Source organism: Flavobacterium sandaracinum (genome assembly GCF_004349135.1).
Classification (GTDB): Bacteria; Bacteroidota; Bacteroidia; order Flavobacteriales; family Flavobacteriaceae; genus Flavobacterium; species Flavobacterium sandaracinum.
On the sequence record NZ_SMFN01000003.1, the window covers coordinates 262,461 to 281,321 of the forward strand.

General features: G+C 34.1%; 8 protein-coding genes, 1 tRNA gene and 2 pseudogenes. 6 read left to right on the forward strand and 5 right to left on the reverse strand.

Annotated elements, in window-relative coordinates:
- Nucleotides 1–277: 277 nt before the first annotated feature.
- From gltB to E0F91_RS04410, 4 genes are all read left to right on the forward strand, one after another.
- A complete protein-coding gene (gene gltB / locus E0F91_RS04395; protein WP_132065134.1) occupies nucleotides 278–4,795 on the forward strand; it encodes a glutamate synthase large subunit in 4,518 nt (1,505 codons plus the stop codon).
- Nucleotides 4,796–4,797: 2 nt separating this feature from the next.
- Nucleotides 4,798–6,252 carry a glutamate synthase subunit beta gene (locus E0F91_RS04400; protein WP_132065135.1) on the forward strand — a complete coding sequence of 485 codons (1,455 nt, stop codon included), beginning with the start codon at nucleotides 4,798–4,800 and terminating at the stop codon, nucleotides 6,250–6,252.
- 172 nt (nucleotides 6,253–6,424) lie between these two features.
- The gene (gene lysA / locus E0F91_RS04405; RefSeq protein ID WP_132065136.1) at nucleotides 6,425–7,645 is read left to right on the forward strand and encodes a diaminopimelate decarboxylase; all 1,221 of its coding nucleotides are present in this window, start codon (nucleotides 6,425–6,427) and stop codon (nucleotides 7,643–7,645) included.
- Between the two features lie 161 nt (nucleotides 7,646–7,806).
- Nucleotides 7,807–9,222, forward strand: a complete 1,416-nt coding sequence (locus tag E0F91_RS04410) for an alkaline phosphatase (protein ID WP_132065137.1) — start codon at nucleotides 7,807–7,809, stop codon at nucleotides 9,220–9,222.
- 77 nt (nucleotides 9,223–9,299) lie between these two features.
- Here the strand turns inward: E0F91_RS04410 and pafA are convergent, their stop codons facing one another.
- From pafA to E0F91_RS04435, 5 genes are all read right to left on the reverse strand, one after another.
- On the reverse strand, nucleotides 9,300–10,916 hold the full coding sequence (gene pafA / locus E0F91_RS04415; RefSeq protein WP_132065138.1) for an alkaline phosphatase PafA: 1,617 nt from the start codon (nucleotides 10,914–10,916) through the stop codon (nucleotides 9,300–9,302).
- Between the two features lie 367 nt (nucleotides 10,917–11,283).
- Nucleotides 11,284–11,369: transfer RNA gene (locus E0F91_RS04420), tRNA-Leu, on the reverse strand.
- Nucleotides 11,370–11,898: 529 nt separating this feature from the next.
- A complete protein-coding gene (locus E0F91_RS04425) occupies nucleotides 11,899–12,951 on the reverse strand; it encodes a phytase (RefSeq protein WP_132065139.1) in 1,053 nt (350 codons plus the stop codon).
- Between the two features lie 2 nt (nucleotides 12,952–12,953).
- Nucleotides 12,954–13,940 (reverse strand): purple acid phosphatase family protein, encoded by a 987-nt coding sequence (locus E0F91_RS04430; RefSeq protein WP_132065140.1) that lies wholly within the window; start codon nucleotides 13,938–13,940, stop codon nucleotides 12,954–12,956.
- Between the two features lie 74 nt (nucleotides 13,941–14,014).
- Complete coding sequence (locus tag E0F91_RS04435) at nucleotides 14,015–16,837, reverse strand: TonB-dependent receptor (protein ID WP_132065141.1); 2,823 nt, start codon at nucleotides 16,835–16,837, stop codon at nucleotides 14,015–14,017.
- Nucleotides 16,838–17,279: 442 nt separating this feature from the next.
- Between E0F91_RS04435 and E0F91_RS17935 the strand changes: the two are divergent.
- Both E0F91_RS17935 and E0F91_RS18160 read left to right on the forward strand, forming a co-directional pair.
- Nucleotides 17,280–17,710, forward strand: a pseudogene (locus E0F91_RS17935) (6-pyruvoyl trahydropterin synthase family protein).
- 613 nt (nucleotides 17,711–18,323) lie between these two features.
- A pseudogene (locus E0F91_RS18160) lies at nucleotides 18,324–18,664 on the forward strand (ISAon1 family transposase N-terminal region protein).
- Nucleotides 18,665–18,861 lie beyond the last annotated feature (197 nt).

An 18,861-nucleotide genomic window follows, 5' to 3' on the forward strand; every position in this document is an offset into this window, starting at 1 on the left:
ATTTTTAAAAAGGAAAATAGTTTTCGTTTTAAGTGTAAAAAGGTACTACATCGATTGAATTATTCTTGCTTAGCCCTTTAATTTCATTGTAATAACACTATTTGTTACATTAAAAAGAATTTAAATTATTGATTTGTCGTATACAATCTATTTAATTTACTTTATTATCATTTACCAAACGTTTTTCTAATTTTATTGTAAAAATAGAATCGTTAACCCGCAAACAATGAATTATATTCAACGAAATCTTTATTTTTGTATAAAAAAAATAGTAAGCATGAGAGTTAAAGAACAAGGCCTTTATTTGCCCGAATTTGAACACGACAATTGCGGAGCAGGATTCATTTGTAATTTAAATGGAATTAAGTCAAATGATATTATCCACAAAGCACTAGATATCCTGATCAAATTAGAACACCGGGGCGCAGTGAGTTCAGATGGCAGAACTGGAGATGGAGCAGGAATATTATTTGATATCCCACATGATTTTTTTAAGAAAGTTTGCGAATTTGATATTCCGGAAACTAAAGAGTACGCTGTAGGAATGGTTTTTATGCCAAAAAGTTCCAACCAAGTTGTTTTTTGTAAAACTACTTTTGAAACTTCGATACGCGATCAAAATCTTGAAATACTAGGATGGAGAGACGTGCCGGTTGACGCATCAAATTTAGGACGAATAGCCGGCGAGAAAGAACCAACAGTAAAACAAGTATTTGTTGGTAAAAATGGTTTAGACCTTACAGAACAACAGTTTAACGCTAAATTATTTGCCGCGAGAAAAATAGCAGAACATGCGATTCGAAATTCAAGAATTTCAGAAAGCCACATGTTTTATTTTTCTAGTTTCTCCACTACTACTATAATATACAAAGGTTTGTTGATGCCGGAAGACATCAGCAGGTATTATACTGATCTATTAGATGATGACTTAGTGACCCGATTAGCTTTGGTACACCAACGTTTTTCTACCAATACCTTCCCCTCTTGGGAATTAGCACAGCCGTTCCGTTACATGTGCCATAATGGTGAAATCAATACACTTCGTGGTAATATTAGTCGCATGCGTGCTCGCGAGGAATTGATGAAAAGTGATGTTTTTGGGGACGATATCAAAAAATTATTCCCAATTATTTTAGAAGGAAAATCAGATTCGGCTTCAATGGATATGGTAATTGAACTATTATTGATGACCGGTCGTTCTCTTCCGGAAGCAATGATGATGGTTGTTCCTGAGGCTTGGGAAAAGCACCAAACGATGTCTGCCGACAAAAAGGCCTTTTATGAATACAACGCTTGCATCATGGAACCTTGGGATGGCCCGGCTTCTATTCCTTTTACTGACGGAAACGTTATTGGTGCGTTATTAGATAGAAATGGATTGCGTCCTTCACGATATACATTGACTAAAAGTGGTTTCGTAATTATGTCTTCAGAGATTGGTGTTCTTGACATCAAGCCAGAAGATGTGATTCAGCACGGTCGTTTAGAACCAGGAAAAATGTTTTTGGTGGACATGAACGAAGGCCGAATTATTGAAGATGACGAAATCAAAAATGCGATTGTTACCAAACGTCCTTACCAACAATGGTTGGATGAAAATTTAGTACAATTGGCTCAAATACCATACACTGACAATCCAATTCCTGTAGAAAATATTGATTTTGAAACAAGACAAAGACTTTTTGGATACACATTAGAGGATTTAAAAACAATCATAAACCCAATGGGAACTCAAGGTGCAGAAGCATTAAGTTCTATGGGAAATGATACTCCGTTGGCAGTTTTGTCAGATCAGCCACAGCTTTTATACAACTATTTCAAACAACTGTTTGCTCAGGTGACCAATCCACCATTGGATGGTATTCGTGAAGAAATAATTACTGATATTAGTTTAGCGATTGGTGGCGATTATAATATTTTTGATATTGTTCCAAAGCATTGTAAAAAACTAAAAATTCAAAATCCGGTAATATCAAACGAGGATTTAGATAAAGTAAAAAACATTGATCATGCTGATTTCAAATCAGTAACGATCTCTACTTTATATGACATCGAAAAAGGAGTAAACGGATTAGAACGTGCTTTGGAAAGAGCAGTTCAAGCCACTTTTAAAGCAGTTTCAGAAGGGTGCAATATTGTTATCATTTCTGATAGAGGCGTGAGTGAAAAAATGGCTCCAATACCAATGCTTTTGGCCTGTTCTTATATTCATCACTCTATGAATATTTTAAAATCTCGTTCTAAATTTGGAATCATTATAGAATCTGCAGAACCTCGTGAGCCACACCATTTTGCCTTATTATTTGGTTACGGAGCAAGTGCAATTAATCCTTACATGGTGAATGAAATTATTCATAACCAAGTAAACGAAGGTTTTATCACTGGTGTAAAAGCGGATTATGCTATTAAAAATTATAATAAAGCTATCGCAAAAGGGATTCTGAAAATCATGAATAAAATTGGCATCTCTACTTTACATTCGTACAGAGCGGCACAAATTTTTGAAATTTTAGGATTAAACAAAACATTCACTTCTAAATATTTCCCTTACACTCCTTCCAGAATTGAAGGTATTGGTCTTATGGAAGTCGAAAAAGAAATCAAGAAACGATACCAAAAAGCATTTCCAAATTCAAAAGTCAGCAATTTATTGCCTTTAGAAATTGGAGGAATTTACAGATGGAGAAGATCAGGTGAAAAACACATGTTTAATCCAACGACGATTTCTAAATTACAACAAGCTGTACGTTTAAACAGCCCAGAGAGTTATAAGGAATACGCTAAAATGGTTAATGACCAAAGCGAAAATTTAATGACTATTAGAGGTTTATTTGAATTCAACAACTTAGATCCTATTTCTATTGACGAAGTGGAACCTTGGACTGAGATTGTAAAAAAATTCAAAACTGGTGCCATGTCTTACGGATCTATCAGCCAAGAAGCCCATGAAAATCTGGCGATTGCAATGAACAGAATTGGCGGAAAAAGTAATTCTGGCGAAGGTGGAGAAGATCCAAAACGTTTCCAAAAAGACTTAAATGGAGATTCTAGAAATAGTGCAATTAAGCAAGTTGCTTCAGGAAGATTTGGGGTTTCTATCAACTATTTAACCAATGCCAAAGAGATTCAGATAAAAATGGCTCAAGGAGCAAAACCTGGAGAAGGTGGTCAATTACCCGGTGAAAAAGTAGTTCCTTGGATTGCCGAAGTGAGAAATTCAACGCCTTATGTTGGATTAATTTCACCGCCGCCACACCATGATATTTATTCTATTGAAGATTTATCACAGCTAATTTTTGATTTAAAAAATGCCAATCGGGAAGCTAGAATCAATGTGAAATTAGTTTCTGAAGTGGGTGTTGGAACAATCGCTGCCGGTGTTGCTAAAGCAAAAGCCGATGTGATTTTGATTTCAGGATACGATGGAGGAACCGGAGCAGCACCATTAACTTCACTACAACACACCGGAATTCCTTGGGAACTTGGACTTGCCGAAGCCCAGCAAACCTTAATCTTAAATGATTTGAGAAGTCGCGTAGTTTTAGAATGTGATGGACAATTAAAAACGGGTCGTGATGTCGCTATTGCTGCATTACTTGGAGCTGAAGAATTTGGTTTTGCAACAGCGCCTTTAGTAGCATCAGGATGTATTATGATGAGAGCCTGTCATTTGAATACTTGTCCAGTTGGTATTGCAACACAAGATCCGGAATTGAGAAAAAATTTCAAAGGAACACCGGAACACATCATCAACTTCATGTATTTTATTGCTGAGGAGTTGAGAGAGATCATGGCACAACTTGGGTTTAGAACATTAAAAGAAATGGTTGGGCAATCTCAAAAACTGAATGTCAATAAAGCCATCAAGCATTATAAAGCAAGTGGATTAGATTTGTCTACTATTTTATACAAACCAGAAAAAGCCAAAGAAGTTCCAAATCACAACACGACTACACAAGACCATGCCTTAGAACATGTACTTGATTTTGAAATTATAAAAGCTGCTATTCCTTCTATTTATAGAAAAGAAAAAACTAGAGTTACATTTGATATTAAAAACACGGATCGTTCCGTTGGTGCTATATTGAGTAATGAAATTTCAAAAATATATGGTGCCCAAGGTTTACCGGAAGACACTATATTAGTGGATTTTACAGGATCCGCAGGACAAAGTTTTGGTGCCTTTGCAACAAATGGTTTATCCTTTAAGATACATGGAAACTGTAATGATTATTTAGGAAAAGGGCTTTCAGGTGGTAAATTGATCATCAAAGTTCCTCCTACTGCAACTTTCAAACCAGAAGAAAATATCATCATTGGTAACGTAGCACTTTATGGAGCAATTACTGGTGAAGCGTATATAAATGGTATGGCTGGAGAACGTTTTTGTGTTAGAAATTCTGGAGCAACAGCCGTTGTAGAAGGAATTGGAGATCATGGATGCGAATATATGACCGGAGGAACTGTCGTAGTTTTAGGTAAAACGGGAAGAAATTTTGCAGCTGGAATGAGCGGTGGTATTGCTTATGTTTTTGATCCAAATAAAAAATTCGACGCTACATTATGTAATATGGAAATGGTCGCTTTTGAAACATTGGAAGAAGAAGATTTTACAAAACTGAGACGTTTGATAAAAAATCATTCTATGTACACCAACAGCCCTTTGGCAAAAAGGATTCTAGAAGATTGGGAAAACGAATATGGACATTTTGTCAAAGTAATGCCAACAGATTACAAAAAAGCATTACAACGTTTAGCCGAAGAAAAACAAATTGAAGAACTACTAGCACTATAGTTATGGGAAAGATAGGAGGATTTAAAGAATACAATAGAACTGACGAAAGTAATATAGTTATTGAAGAGCGTGTTTCAAATTACAATGAATTCACAATTACATTACCCAAAGATAAAATCAAAGAACAAGGATCCAGATGCATGGATTGTGGGATTCCTTTTTGTCACAGTGCTTGTCCATTAGGGAATTTGATTCCTGATTTTAATGACATGGTGCATCAGGAAGAATGGGAAAGTGCTTTAAAAATATTGCAATCAACCAATAATTTTCCTGAATTCACTGGTCGTTTATGCCCCGCTCCATGTGAAAAATCATGTGTATTAGGAATTATCAGCGAACCAGTAGCAATCGAAAATATTGAAAAAAACATTATCGAAAGAGGCTTTGCTGAAGGTTGGATAAAACCACAACCACCAGAAGTTAGAACAGGAAAAACAGTAGCTGTAATAGGATCTGGTCCAGCTGGTTTAGCGGCTGCACAACAATTAAATCGTGCTGGACATACCGTTACCGTTTTTGAAAGAGACAATGCCATTGGTGGATTATTACGTTACGGAATTCCCAATTTTAAATTAGAAAAAGGAATTATCGACAGACGTGTTACAGTACTTGAAGCAGAAGGAATTACCTTTAAAACGAATGTAAATGTTGGCGTAAACTATAGTATTGAAGAATTAAACGCTTTTGATTCTATCATATTATGTGGTGGCGCAACCGAAAGAAGAAGTTTACCAACAAAAGGAATAGAAAGCAAAGGTGTGGTTCAGGCAATGACTTTCTTGACACAACAAACGAAATCACTATATGGCGAGGTAGTTTCTGACCAAATAATGGCGACCGGTAAAGATGTCATCGTTATTGGTGGTGGTGATACCGGTTCTGATTGTGTGGGAACTTCAAACAGACATGGAGCCAAATCGGTTACTAATTTTGAAATTTTACCAAAACCACCCGTTGGAAGAAGTGAAACTACTCCTTGGCCATTTTGGCCATTGCAATTAAAAACATCTTCTTCACATGAAGAAGGTTGTAATAGAAACTGGTTAATCAACACCAAAGAATTCATTTCTAATGAAAGCGGCCAACTTGTAGGTTTAAAAACCGTTGAAGTGGCTTGGAAAATGACACCGGGACAAAGACCTGAATTGATAGAAAAAGAAGGTTCAGAAAAAATATGGCCTTGTGATTTAGCTTTATTGGCACTTGGATTTACAGGGCCAGAGAGAACACTAAGTGATCAATTAGGATTAGAAATTGATATGAGAAGCAATTATAAAGCAACGAATTATCAAACGAATGTTCCTCATGTTTTTACTGCAGGGGACATGCGAAGAGGACAATCATTAATTGTATGGGCCATATCTGAAGGTCGTGAAGCTGCCAGAGAAGTCGACAAATACTTAATGGGTTATACGAATTTACCAACCAAAGGAAATGGTGATTTACCAAACTTGTAGTACTAAATAAAATATTATAACCCTTGATAAAAAAAATTGTCAAGGGTTATTTTTTTTTATAAAATTTCAAACAAATGTTTAATTTATAACTTTTTGTTAGAATTTGTTAGAATTCATTTATTAGCTTGTGGGACTAAATAAAGAGTAATAAATTTGCTCAAAATTAATAATCATGCAATCAAAAGACTTAGTACAATTAGCAGAACAATTTGGCAGTCCATTATACGTTTATGATGCCGAAAAAATACAATCTCAGTACAATAGATTATCAAAAGCTTTTTCAAAGGTAAATAAGTTGCGTATCAATTATGCAATGAAGGCTTTATCAAATGTAGCTATACTTCAATTATTAAGAGAAATGGGATCAGGATTAGATACTGTTTCTATTCAAGAAGTATTACTAGGACTTCATGCAGGATATGAGCCGGATAAAATATTTTATACTCCAAATGGTGTTTCTTTAGAAGAGATTGAAGAAGTCAATGCCATGGGTGTTCAAATAAATATAGACAATTTATCCATTTTGGAGCAATTTGGAACAAAATACCCAAATGTTCCAGTATGTATCCGTATAAATCCGCACGTAATGGCCGGAGGAAATGCAAATATATCTGTGGGTCATATTGACAGTAAATTTGGTATTTCGGTTCACCAATTGCCTCATTTAGTTCGTATTGTTGAGAATACAAAAATGAACATTGTAGGGATACACATGCATACTGGTTCTGATATTTTGGACATCGAAGTATTCTTGTATGCAGCTGAAATATTATTCGATGCAGCAAAAAACTTTAAAAACCTTGAGTTTTTGGACTTCGGAAGTGGATTTAAAGTGCCTTATAAAAAAGACGATATCGAAACTGACATCGAAGAATTAGGTAAAAAATTATCTAAAAGATTCAATGCCTTTTGTACTGAATACGGAAAAGAGTTAACCTTAATATTTGAACCAGGGAAATTTTTAGTAAGTGAAGCTGGTTACTTTTTGGCGAAAGTGAATGTCGTAAAACAAACTACTTCGACAGTTTTCGCAGGAATAGACAGTGGTTTTAATCATTTAATTAGACCAATGTTTTATGGTTCACAACATCATATTGAAAACATATCACACCCAAAAGGAAAAGAGCGTTTCTACTCCGTAGTAGGATATATTTGCGAAACCGATACTTTTGCAAACAACAGAAGAATTGCTGAAATTAAAGAAGGCGATATCTTAGCTTTTAGAAACGCTGGAGCATATTGTTTTTCCATGGCTTCCAATTATAACTCGAGATACAAGCCCGCCGAAGTTTTGTGGATGAACGGCGAAGGACATTTAATCAGAGCTCATGAAACCTTTGAAGACTTACTTAAAAATCAAATTCCGTTACCCGTTGCAGTAACAACCTCATAAAGTAAATGATCCCATTCACCATCGTGAATGGGATTATTTTATTTGTTCCAAAACCAATAGCTTTCTTAAACCTTCTTTCATTCAAAAAAATAATCTATCCTTAACACAATCAATACAGGAGTTTCTTTACTTTTGAAAACTTACAAAAAAATTCACAAACAATGAATAGACGGAAATTTTTCAAGAATGGCTCTTTATTTGCAATTGGTGCTACATTCTTAAATCCATTTGAAGGAAATGCGAACGAACTTGATTTTGACACTTTAAAAAAGAATTCAAAAGCTAAAAATATCATCGTGATTGTTAGCGATGGAATGAGTATTGGTACATTAAACATGGCTGACTTATACCTGAATAGAAAAACGGGAAAAGGCAGCAATTGGATTCAACTATATAAAGACAATAAAGTAACTCGAGCATTGATGGATATGGCTTCAGCATCATCAATTGTCACCGATTCTGCTGCAGCAAGTTCTTCTTGGGGAAGTGGTTTTCGTGTCAAAAATGGCTCAGTAAATGTTGGCATAAGCGGAGAAGAATACCTTCCAATATGGCAAAAATTCAAAAAAGCAGGAAAAATGGCGGGATGTGTCACTACTGTTCCAATCACACATGCCACACCTGCGGGTTTTTGTATTGCCTCAAAAAGTAGAAACAGTCAGGAAAGTATTGCCGAAATGTATCTTGACTTAAAATTTGATATCATGATGGGTGGCGGAAATAACTATTTCTCCTTCGAAAGCCGCAAAGATAAACGTGATCTGTACCAAGAATTTTCAAAAAATGGATTTTCTGTGGTAAAAAATAAAAGTGAAATGTTAGCTTGTGATAACACCAAACCAATACTTGGAGTTTTTCACAATGATGGGCTTCCATATTCAAAAGACAGAGAAAGCAGTAAAGAACTAACTGGAACTATTCCAACTTTAGCAGAAATGACGGAACGTGCCATAGATAAAATGAAGAACCATCCTAACGGCTTTGTACTGCAAGTTGAAGCAGGAAAAGTAGACTGGGCAGCACATGGAAATGACATTACTGGATTACTTTATGATCAAGTAGCTCATGATGAAGCTGTAAAAGTTGCTATTGATTTTGCTGAAAAAGATAAAAATACGTTGGTTATTATCACCACAGATCATGGGAATGCTAATCCGGGAATTATCTACGGAAAAGATGCAGATGCTAATTTTGATAGTATCCAAAATTACAAACAAACCAACGATTGGATTTTGAATGGAATTGGTCAAGAAACATCTGTATCACAAGTAATTGAAAGAATTGAATATGCTAATAAAACAGTTTTAAAAGAAGATGAAGCCAAGGAAATTTTGAATTTTTATTCTAATATAAAACTAGAGGAAGGACTTTATAATCCAAAACATTTACCTTTCAAAGTACTGGCTGACATTCAAAAGAAACACAATTCAGTAGGTTGGATCAGTATGGATCATTCTGCTGATTATAGTGAATTAGCAATGTATGGACCCGGAAGTGATTTACTGAAACCTTTCATAAAAAACACCGACCTACATTATTTAATGCTAGAGGCTGCTGAAGTAGAAAATAAATTTTAGAGTCTAACTTTAAATTAAAAAACTCCTGTCTTATTCAAAGACGGGAGTTTTCTATTTTCAAAAAAACTTAAAATAAATTATTTTTTTTCCAAAAGCGTTTCCAAAACTTCAGATTCAGTTCCATTGGGAAATGGAATTTTCAACATTTGTGAAAGTGTAGGCGCTATTTGAGTAATGTATTTTTTAGTGTGCAATTCTCCTTTTGGAACTTGCCATCCATAAAAAAGTAATGGCACATGTGTATCATAACTATTAGGTGAACCATGGGTAGTTCCTGTAGCTTGATATTGCAAATAACCCGTTTTGTCAAGTATTACAATATCGCCATTTTGTTTAGGATCATAACCTTTTGAAATAAAACTTAAGAAATAATCATCTCCTGACGAAGCTAAAATTTCTTCTTCAGTATATACTCGTTTAACTTGTTCTTGTGTCATCAAAAAGTCCTTAAAACTCTGTTTAACTTTCGCCAATTCTAAACCTTTTTGTTTAATAGTTTCCTTATTAAAGAAAAGATTAAAGTTAGAATAATCCAATATCAAATCAGAACCAAAGGTTTCGTTTGAATGCTTTTTTAATGCCGCAACAATGTCTTTAGAAGGAATATTTTTAACATTGTATTTGTTGTCTTTTAAATAATTTGGATTCTCAGCTCCAGCGTGATCAGCAGTTAGAAAAAGTAAATAATTGTCCTTTCCAACGGTTTTATCTAAATAGTTTAAAAACTGAGCAATCGTTTGATCCAAACGCAAATAAGTGTCTTGTAACTCCATAGAACGAGGTCCAAAAGTATGTCCTACATAATCTGTAGAAGAAAAACTAACAGTCAAAAAATCTGTGATTTCATCTTTCCCTAATTCTTCTTTTTCTATAGCTTTCATAGCTAATTCCGCTAAAATATCATTGCCAAAAGGTGTAGTTCTTAAAACATCTGCCCCTTTTTCTTTATAAATTTTACTCAAATCATATGGAAAAACTGGCGCATTGGCTTTATCTAACTTCCCTTCGTACGGATTATCGTCAGCAAGACTTTCATTATAAGTAGCAATTGGCTTCAATAAATCCCAACCTTTATTAATGTAATTCATGTACCGTTTTTCTTGGTTGAATTCCGTTACCCAATTAGGCAATGCTGAACCATAAAAAGTACTTGAAATGAAAGCACCAGTTTTGCTATACCAAAATGCCCAATTAGCAAAATGACCCGCCGGTAAAATTGCACCACGATCTTTAATACTCAAACCGATTACTTTCCCTTTAAAGTTTGTTGCCATACGCAACTCATCAGTAACAGTTGTACTTAACAAATTTTTAGGAGACATTGCTCCTTCTTTTTCAGTCCCATCACCTACTGTTTTTACAGAAGCGTCATCCGTACAATACATATCTTTTCCAATAGCTTTATTGAACCAATCATTTCCAACTATTCCATGTGTTGACGGAGTTGTTCCTGTATAAATACTCGCATGACCTGGAGCTGTGTAGGTTGGCACAAAATTGTAATGCATATTATGAAACGTATATCCATCATTCATCAACCGTTTAAATCCATTATTAGAAAAATCATCTGAAAAACGATATAAATATTCCATTTTCATTTGATCTACCACTATACCAACCACTAATTTGGGGCGTTGTTGCGCTTGTGAGTTTAAAGACATTATGAATGTCAAAAACAAAATAATTCTTTTCATATTACATTTTTATAGTTAAAACAAAAATACAACTTAAAGTTTAATCAAACTCCGAAGAAACACATATGGATGATAAATTAATCTATTCTTAACTTCATTAAAATAGTTATGGAAAAATTAGTTAGCCAAGTTTAGATAGCTGTATAGCTACTTAAAAAGAGAGCAGATTGAAAAGGACAAATTTCAATTTAGAGGGATACGCAAAATTAATTTTAATTGTTCAGATTGTTAAACATCTTTAGGATAATCTCCAACTTTTGAACTTGATTTACTAATATTGATTTCCTGATCAAATTCATGATGACGAGCATTCTATATTTTAAAAACGAAATAACTTCCGCTAGGGTTAGCCAACTGAAGTTTTTAGTACTCAGAGCGGGACTTGAACCCGCACGAAAATTACTGTTCGCTGGATTTTAAGTCCAGCTTGTCAACCAATTTCACCATCCGAGCTAAAGTGGTAACTCTAGTACCATTATCACCCAAAAAAGCAATTTCAACACACCGAATTTGTAACACTTATTTTTTATAAAGGCTGGATTCAAGTTATAAATGCAACTTTTTAGTTAAAATATATAATTCGGTGTTTTATGAAATTTCACCTTCGAATCAAGAATGGAGTTTACAAGCTAAAATCAATTCGTAAGGTCTTTATTCTTTAGTAAATATTTTAAAATACACACTTAAAAAACATTGACTAAATGTGGGTTAAAACCTATAATAAAAAAAATATTTATCTAATTTATTGATAATTATAACTGTTAAAGTGGAGAAGAGTGGGCTCAAACCCACGATCTTTTGGCTGACAGCCAAACGCTCTATTCAACTTAACTACATCACCAAATACAGGAAATATAGAATAAATAAATTACAATTTTAAAATTCAAGCTTGAAAATCAATTACAAAAATCAAAATTCAAGCCTGCTAAAAATGAAGGTAGTTTCAAAAGAAAAAAATTTGTTTATATTTTAATTTTAAAACTTACTTGCCGCTGTCTATTCGTTTTTGAATATCTTCCCAATTGTAGTAATGAAAAGTCATACCGTTGCTCATGGCAACAAACATGCCTTTGGGAAATTGTGGTCCTAGATTTACAGCCGTAGCATCTGCGCCATCACATTCAATAGTAGAAGTAGAAACTTCCGCAAGTTTCAAATGTAAGTTCGGATTTTCTGCAGTTCCTTCACGTGCAAAAACAACAAATGTATTGGCTTGCTGATTGGAGACTAAAATATAGCCGGTGGTTGGAGTCTTTTTATAAATTGCAATTCCTTCATGATCGGATTTGAAATCTTTTTGTCCAAAAAGTGCCAATTCAGTGTTGTCATTTTTTGCCGGATCGGCGTAATATTTTCGTATTCCAACATTTTCATCGGAACAATAAATAAAACCCAACTCATTATCTACGGCAATGGCTTCAATTTCTTTTTTACCGCTAAAGTTTCCAAATTTGCGAACGAGTTCAGCACCAACCGTTCCATTTTCAGTGCCTTTTAATTGGTATTGCCATAAATAGGTTCCCGACGGACCGAATTTTCTACCTACAATTGCAAAAATAGCTCCATCAGATGAACGTGTATACAAAGCAATTCCCATTGGGTCTCTTTCAGTTTCGCCCACAAAAACATCAATCCCACCCATATCAATAGGCTCTAAATCGGGCATTGAAAAAATTCTAATTTTGTTGGTTTCTCTTTCTGTAGTTACCGCAACATCTATAGTTGACTTTCCAATTTTAAGTCCATATGCAATATCTACATTATTAGGTCGTTTCAAAGAAATTGATTTCTTTAAAATGGTTCCTTCTAAATCGTACATGTAGAGTCCGCCATCGGTATCTTTATCAGTTCCGATAATCACACTTTTTGTTGCATCTGTGGGATGAATCCAAATCGCAGGATCATCGGTATCATGCGGAAGTGGTTGCGTAACCACCGTTGCAGGCAACGCATCTTTTTGTAGCGGTGCTAGTTTGTCGCTACAGGAAATGGTGAAAATTCCTAAAACAAGTAAGCCAATTATATGATTCTTCATGATTATTTTTTTAATTCTTGTGTATAAATAATTTTTCCTTGTGCATTGACCAATTGCACAAGTAGCAATTTTGAAGTTAAAGAAAAGGTCATAAATCCGGGTTCCGACAAGGCAAACAATGTGCCTTCTCTGGTTCCTGTTGGGCGAACTTCGCAACCGGCTCCTGATAAAAATTGGGTGGTAAAACGTCCTTTGGGTTTGATTACTTGCAAATCATGTTCGTGTCCACATAAATAGGCATCTACTTTGTATTGATCGAAAATAGGTGCAAAAACAGATTCAATATCTTTGGTATCCTGACTATTTTTTCGTTTCCCACCGGAATACATGGGATGATGCCCCACTATAATTTTCCATTTAATTAAAGCATCGTTTGTTTGTAAAGTCTCTATCAGCCACTTTTTTTGTGCAATTGTATCTTGCATTTTAACGTTTTCTTTCATTTCTTCTCCTTTGGCGTAGTAGCTTTTCACAAATGGATTGGTGTCAATAAAAATTAACAAGGCTTTTGTTCCATCTTCCAATTCAACTATTTCCTTAAAATAAGTACTTGGCATGTTCCAACGTCTACTAATTTTTGAGTAGTCAATTTGAGCCTGAATATTGCCATTATAGTCGTGATTTCCTAAAGCAACAAACCAATCGGTTTGTAAATTATAATTGAAATAAATGTCTTCAAACGAAGCTTTCCACTGTGGATCTTGCGTGCTTTGCACGCCATTGGGATAAAAATTATCGCCTACAGAAATTACAAAATCAGTATCAATAGTGGCTGCAGCTTTTGACATTTGAACGGCAACATCTTTTTGATGATAATCACCATTTCTACCAAAATCTCCAATCACTAAAAAATTGACGCTCTTTTCTACTACCTTTAATTCGGGGATAAAGCCCCCTTTATAACCTGATTTTTCTTCCTTAAGATAATCTTGTGCCACAATTACTTGTGCGCACAAAAAAAGAAGTACAATTGATAATTTCTTTTTCATAAAAATTAAAATTAAAAAATGTTTGACAAGTTTGGAACCCTGTCAAACATTTAAAATTGATAATCTACATTTTTTTACAAGTCAAATTTTAAACCGAAGTTATATCTAGCTTGATAATATTCCATTTGCATGGTTCGTGAGGCTATGCCTTGATAGTAACGTAATGGCTGGTTGGTTAAATTATTTGCTTCGGCGAAAATACGTATTTTGTCAGTTATTTTATAAGAAGCATTGGCATCTAAGAACAACTGTTCGCCGTAATATCGGTCTTCAAAAGCATTACCGCCCAATTCATCTAAATAATTTGCTGTATAATTAAGAGAAACACGTGCAGAGAATCTTTTATTTTCCCAAGATAATGACCCGTTAAACATGTGAGGAGCACTGCCTGGCAAAGTTACGTTGGTTCTTTCCTCCCCATCAGAATTTGTTATTCCTTTAGCATCTGACTCGGTAAATGTATAATTTAAATATATTCCTAACCCCTTGAAAAACGTGCCTGGAATAAAGTCTAATTGTCTTTGTAAAGCTATCTCAAAGCCATAAACTCCCACACTTTCACCATTTCTTTGTTGTGTTAATCCCCAATTACCCGGATTTGTTGTAGGAATAGGATTTAGTTGACCTGGAAAATCTTGTGCAAATTCAGCATTAGTATATTGATTATCACGATACGTATAAATGAAGTCATTTAAGTTTTTATGAAAAATGCCTCCAGATAATAAACCTACTGATTTATAATATTTTTCAATCATTAAATCAAAATTATACGCATAAGTTGCTTTTAAATTCGGATTTCCAGCAACGATTTCAGAATCATCATCTGGAATAACACTAATAAATGGTGATAAGTCATAATAATTTGGTCTTGCTAACGAAGTTGTAAAAGCTGCTCTATATATCCAATCATTTTTGCCATTGTACTTGAATGCCAAACTTGGCAATACATTTGTGTAGGAATTCGTGTTGTTTACTTCGCCAACTAAATCTTCTTCGTCTTCCACATAATTTGCCGTATAGTCAATGTTTGTATTTTCCAGACGTACGCCAACAATCATGGATAAGTTTGCATTAAAATCTTGATCCCACCGAATGTAAGTTGCATAAATATCTTCTTTTGCTTTGTAATTCAATGCTAAATATTCACTAGGAATATCTTCTTTATCAAATAGTGCTGCATTATTTAAATTTAAACCACCTAGAGAAGTATTGCTTGCAAACGTTCCAGGTATATACTGTGAACCTGCTTGCCAATCTTCTCCACCATAAAAGCTAGTTGGAATTTCATTCAAATTTCCGAACGCTGTGATAGGCGCATATTCAAAAAAAGTGTTGTCTCTTTTTTTGTCTTTAATTCTGGCACGTACCCCAAATCGAATTCGTCCTTTTTGTTCATTTATTAGTGAAAAAGGCAATCTGAAGTTTAATTTTGCTCCTAATTCAGATTCTTCCGTGTAATTGTCGTTTTCTGAAAGCGTTCTAAACCTGAAATCTTCAGCTGCATCAGCACCGGGAGACGTAAGCAAAGGAAAACGGGTGTCAGACAAATCTTGGTTAATATCTAAACCTCTATTCTGGTATTCAATATAACGCTCTCCTGGTCTGTCTTCGCTGGCTTGTGCATAATTTACTGCCCAATCCATATCTAGTTTTGAACTTAAAAGGTGTTCTCCTCCTATTGCATAGTTTTGTACAACTTGTCGTTCTAAACGAGCATTTTTATTGTCTTCAATACCTCCTTTTGTTTGTCTTCTAACATCACCTTCAAAACCAATGATGTCATCATTTGCATCATAAACTGGATCAATACCTCTAAATCTTGTGCGGTAACGATTTTCAAAATCATCCCTAAAATTGTACATCGCATTCACATAAATGGAATTGCTTTCATTAAACTTGTAATCTGTTGCAAGTGCAAATGAATTACGAATACGTTGTACATCATATTTTCTTACATCGTATTCTTCCATATACGCCTGGTTTTTTTCACCCTCTACCCAAACGCCTTCTACATTATCAGATCCAAAATTATTATTGTTATACGAGGTACTAAAAACCACCCCTAATTTTTTCTCTAAAAATCGGTTTCCATATACAAAACCAGCGGTGTAATTTCCTTTATCTCTTATTGGACTGTATCCACCCGCAAGAGTTGCTGAAATTCGCTGTCCGTTTGGTGTTGCACGAGTAATTAAATTAACAGAACCCCCAATAGCATCTGCATCCATATCGGAAGTAAGCGTTTTGTTCACTTCAATAGTAGAAATCATATCTGCTGGAATCAAGTCCATTTGAACATTTCTGTTATCGCCTTCTGCTGAAGGTATTCTATCTCCGTTTAATGTTACTGAGTTCAAATTCGGTGCTAGACCTCTTATAATAATATTTCTTGCTTCTCCTTGGTCATTTTGCATCGTAATACCAGGCACTCTTTTCAACGCATCTCCAATATTCGCATCGGGAAAACGACCCACTTGATCGGAAGAAATTACATTAGTAATGTTTTTATTGGTTTTTTGTTGGTTGAGAGCTTTGGCTTGTCCTCTCAAACGATCACCAATAACTACCACTTCCTTTAATTGATCATTCCCAGGAATCAAAATAAATTTTACAGAGACATTTTTGTTGCTTTCAACAGTTACGGTCTGCTTTTGTGTTTGATACCCTATGTAAGTAATCTCAATTTCATAGATTCCTGTAGGTACGTTTAAAAATTCAAATACTCCATTTTGATCGGAAGTAGTGTATATATTTCCAACGTTTAATTTTAGAGTTGCTCCTGGAAGCGAGAATCCTTGCTCACTTTCCTTGACTTTTCCTGATAGTATCCCCGATCCTTGTGCATATAGGGCACTCGAAAAAAGTAAAATAATTGTTAATAGTACTAATTTTTTCATAGTTAGTTTTCTGTTTTAAAAAGTTCTTGCAAAACTATTTGGAAATAAAAAAACAAAAGTTACTACAAGGTCAATTTACCTATTAGAAATATTAAATTATTACAATAGTACTTAGCTGAAAGTAAAATTAAAATCAAATTATTACTCAAATTCATTAATTTTACACCTCCAAAAGTTAAGAATGTGTTAATGAAATGTATTAACAAATAAACATTTTAGCAACCAATTGTAAACAAATTGTTTCATGTGCTTATTCCTCCTCTTTCAAAAATTCGCAATTGAAGAAAAACTATAAAAAGATCTGGATAAGGGCAATCAAATTGGTTTAATCATCGGTTCTTTTCTACCTATTGTGGTAGTTGTGGGAATTACTTATTAGATCTTAAGCAGCCCAAAAAAAGTAAAAATTAGTGTCAATTGATACCTATATGCTTAAATATTTATCACTCAAAATAATAGAATTAACAAAAAGTTTAGCTTTGAAACCGGTCATGTTTTTAACGAATACGGTAGCAAGTGCAAAATATACATGGTCGTAGTTAAAAACTATCGGTAACCGTCATTGGAACTCCAATTGAATAACAAACAAGTATAAAATTTAGAATGGTGATTGATTTTGGTGATTTGAAAAAATTATAAAAGAAGAAGTTTTCGATCAATTTGATCACGCTATCAATTAAATCAAAATACCCCAAAAATCGAATTGGCAAATGAATTAAAAGTAGAAACCATAACGTTATTTTTAAAATATTCCCAACCTAATAGCGAGAATATGCTAGTGGATTTTGATAAAAAATCAAAGCTTGTTTTCCACAAAAATTTAATTTGTTTTCGTTAAAACTACAAGAAAGGGAAACTTCATTTGCGGAATGATTTACTTCCGATAACTAAATACTTCCCATTAAACCTAAAAATTATTATTTTTAACCAAATTCATTCCGCATACATTTAAGTTTTTGGAAACAAAGAAAAAGGTTTTATTTTGTCGATTAAATGATCCTAGGAAGTGGAACCCTAGCTTTTGAAATGTTTATAGTCTTGCAAACTTATAATCTATTAGAAAATCTCTTCTATTTCCAAATTCTCTACAAACGCAAGATTCCTATATCGACTTACTGAAGTTTTATTACCTAAGATTATTGTTGAATATTAAGAATTAACATCCTTTGAAAAAGCACAAGAAATACCTCATATTTATTTAAAGGAGATTAAGAAACATTCCTAAAAATTGGGGAAATATCGAAGATTTCTTAATCTAGCTATCAAAATAACAAGCTTTGGACAATTAAATAAAACTCGTAAAACTTATACTTCCTGAATTACTTGTAGAGCACTTTGATTTGGTAAATACTAAAATTGAGCAAGAAAAAATGCATCTATTTTTTGAAGAAAAAACGGATCAATACATATTATTGTGGGGAAATATTAAAAAATAGATATTTGTCTTTCCAAATTCTATCAAATACAATAGTCCTACAGCGAACTAATCAAGTTATTATTACCTGAAATCATTGTTGACTATTTTAAATTAACTTCTTATAAAAAGGAAGAAGAGATACTGCATTTGTATTTGCAGGAGATTAATTCCATTCCTAAAGAATACAGAGCGTTTAAATTAAGTTCAAAAGGCTTCTTTGATGAGACAGCGTTCAAGATTTTCCTATTGGTGGACATCAAGTATATCTTCATATTACTCGAAGAAGATGGCTAAACGAAGACACAGGAAAAGTGGTTTTTAGAGATTGGAATTTAGTAGCGGACGGAACTCGTGTAACACAGGAGTTTGCGTCTTTTTTAAAAGAGATCAATAGATTCCAGCCCAAATGACTGTAGTGCTATCGCCTCTTTCTATGGGGTTTCTGGAAGGAATTTGCAATATCAGTACAAAGATTACTTAAGTGATTTTAAAGCATGGAAACAAAAGTCGCATGCTAAACAATGGCTTGTTTTTCCTGAAAACATTGGGAAACGTTTATCAATAGATGAGACATCCCTCTCCAATGGCGAACTCTATACTATTGTGA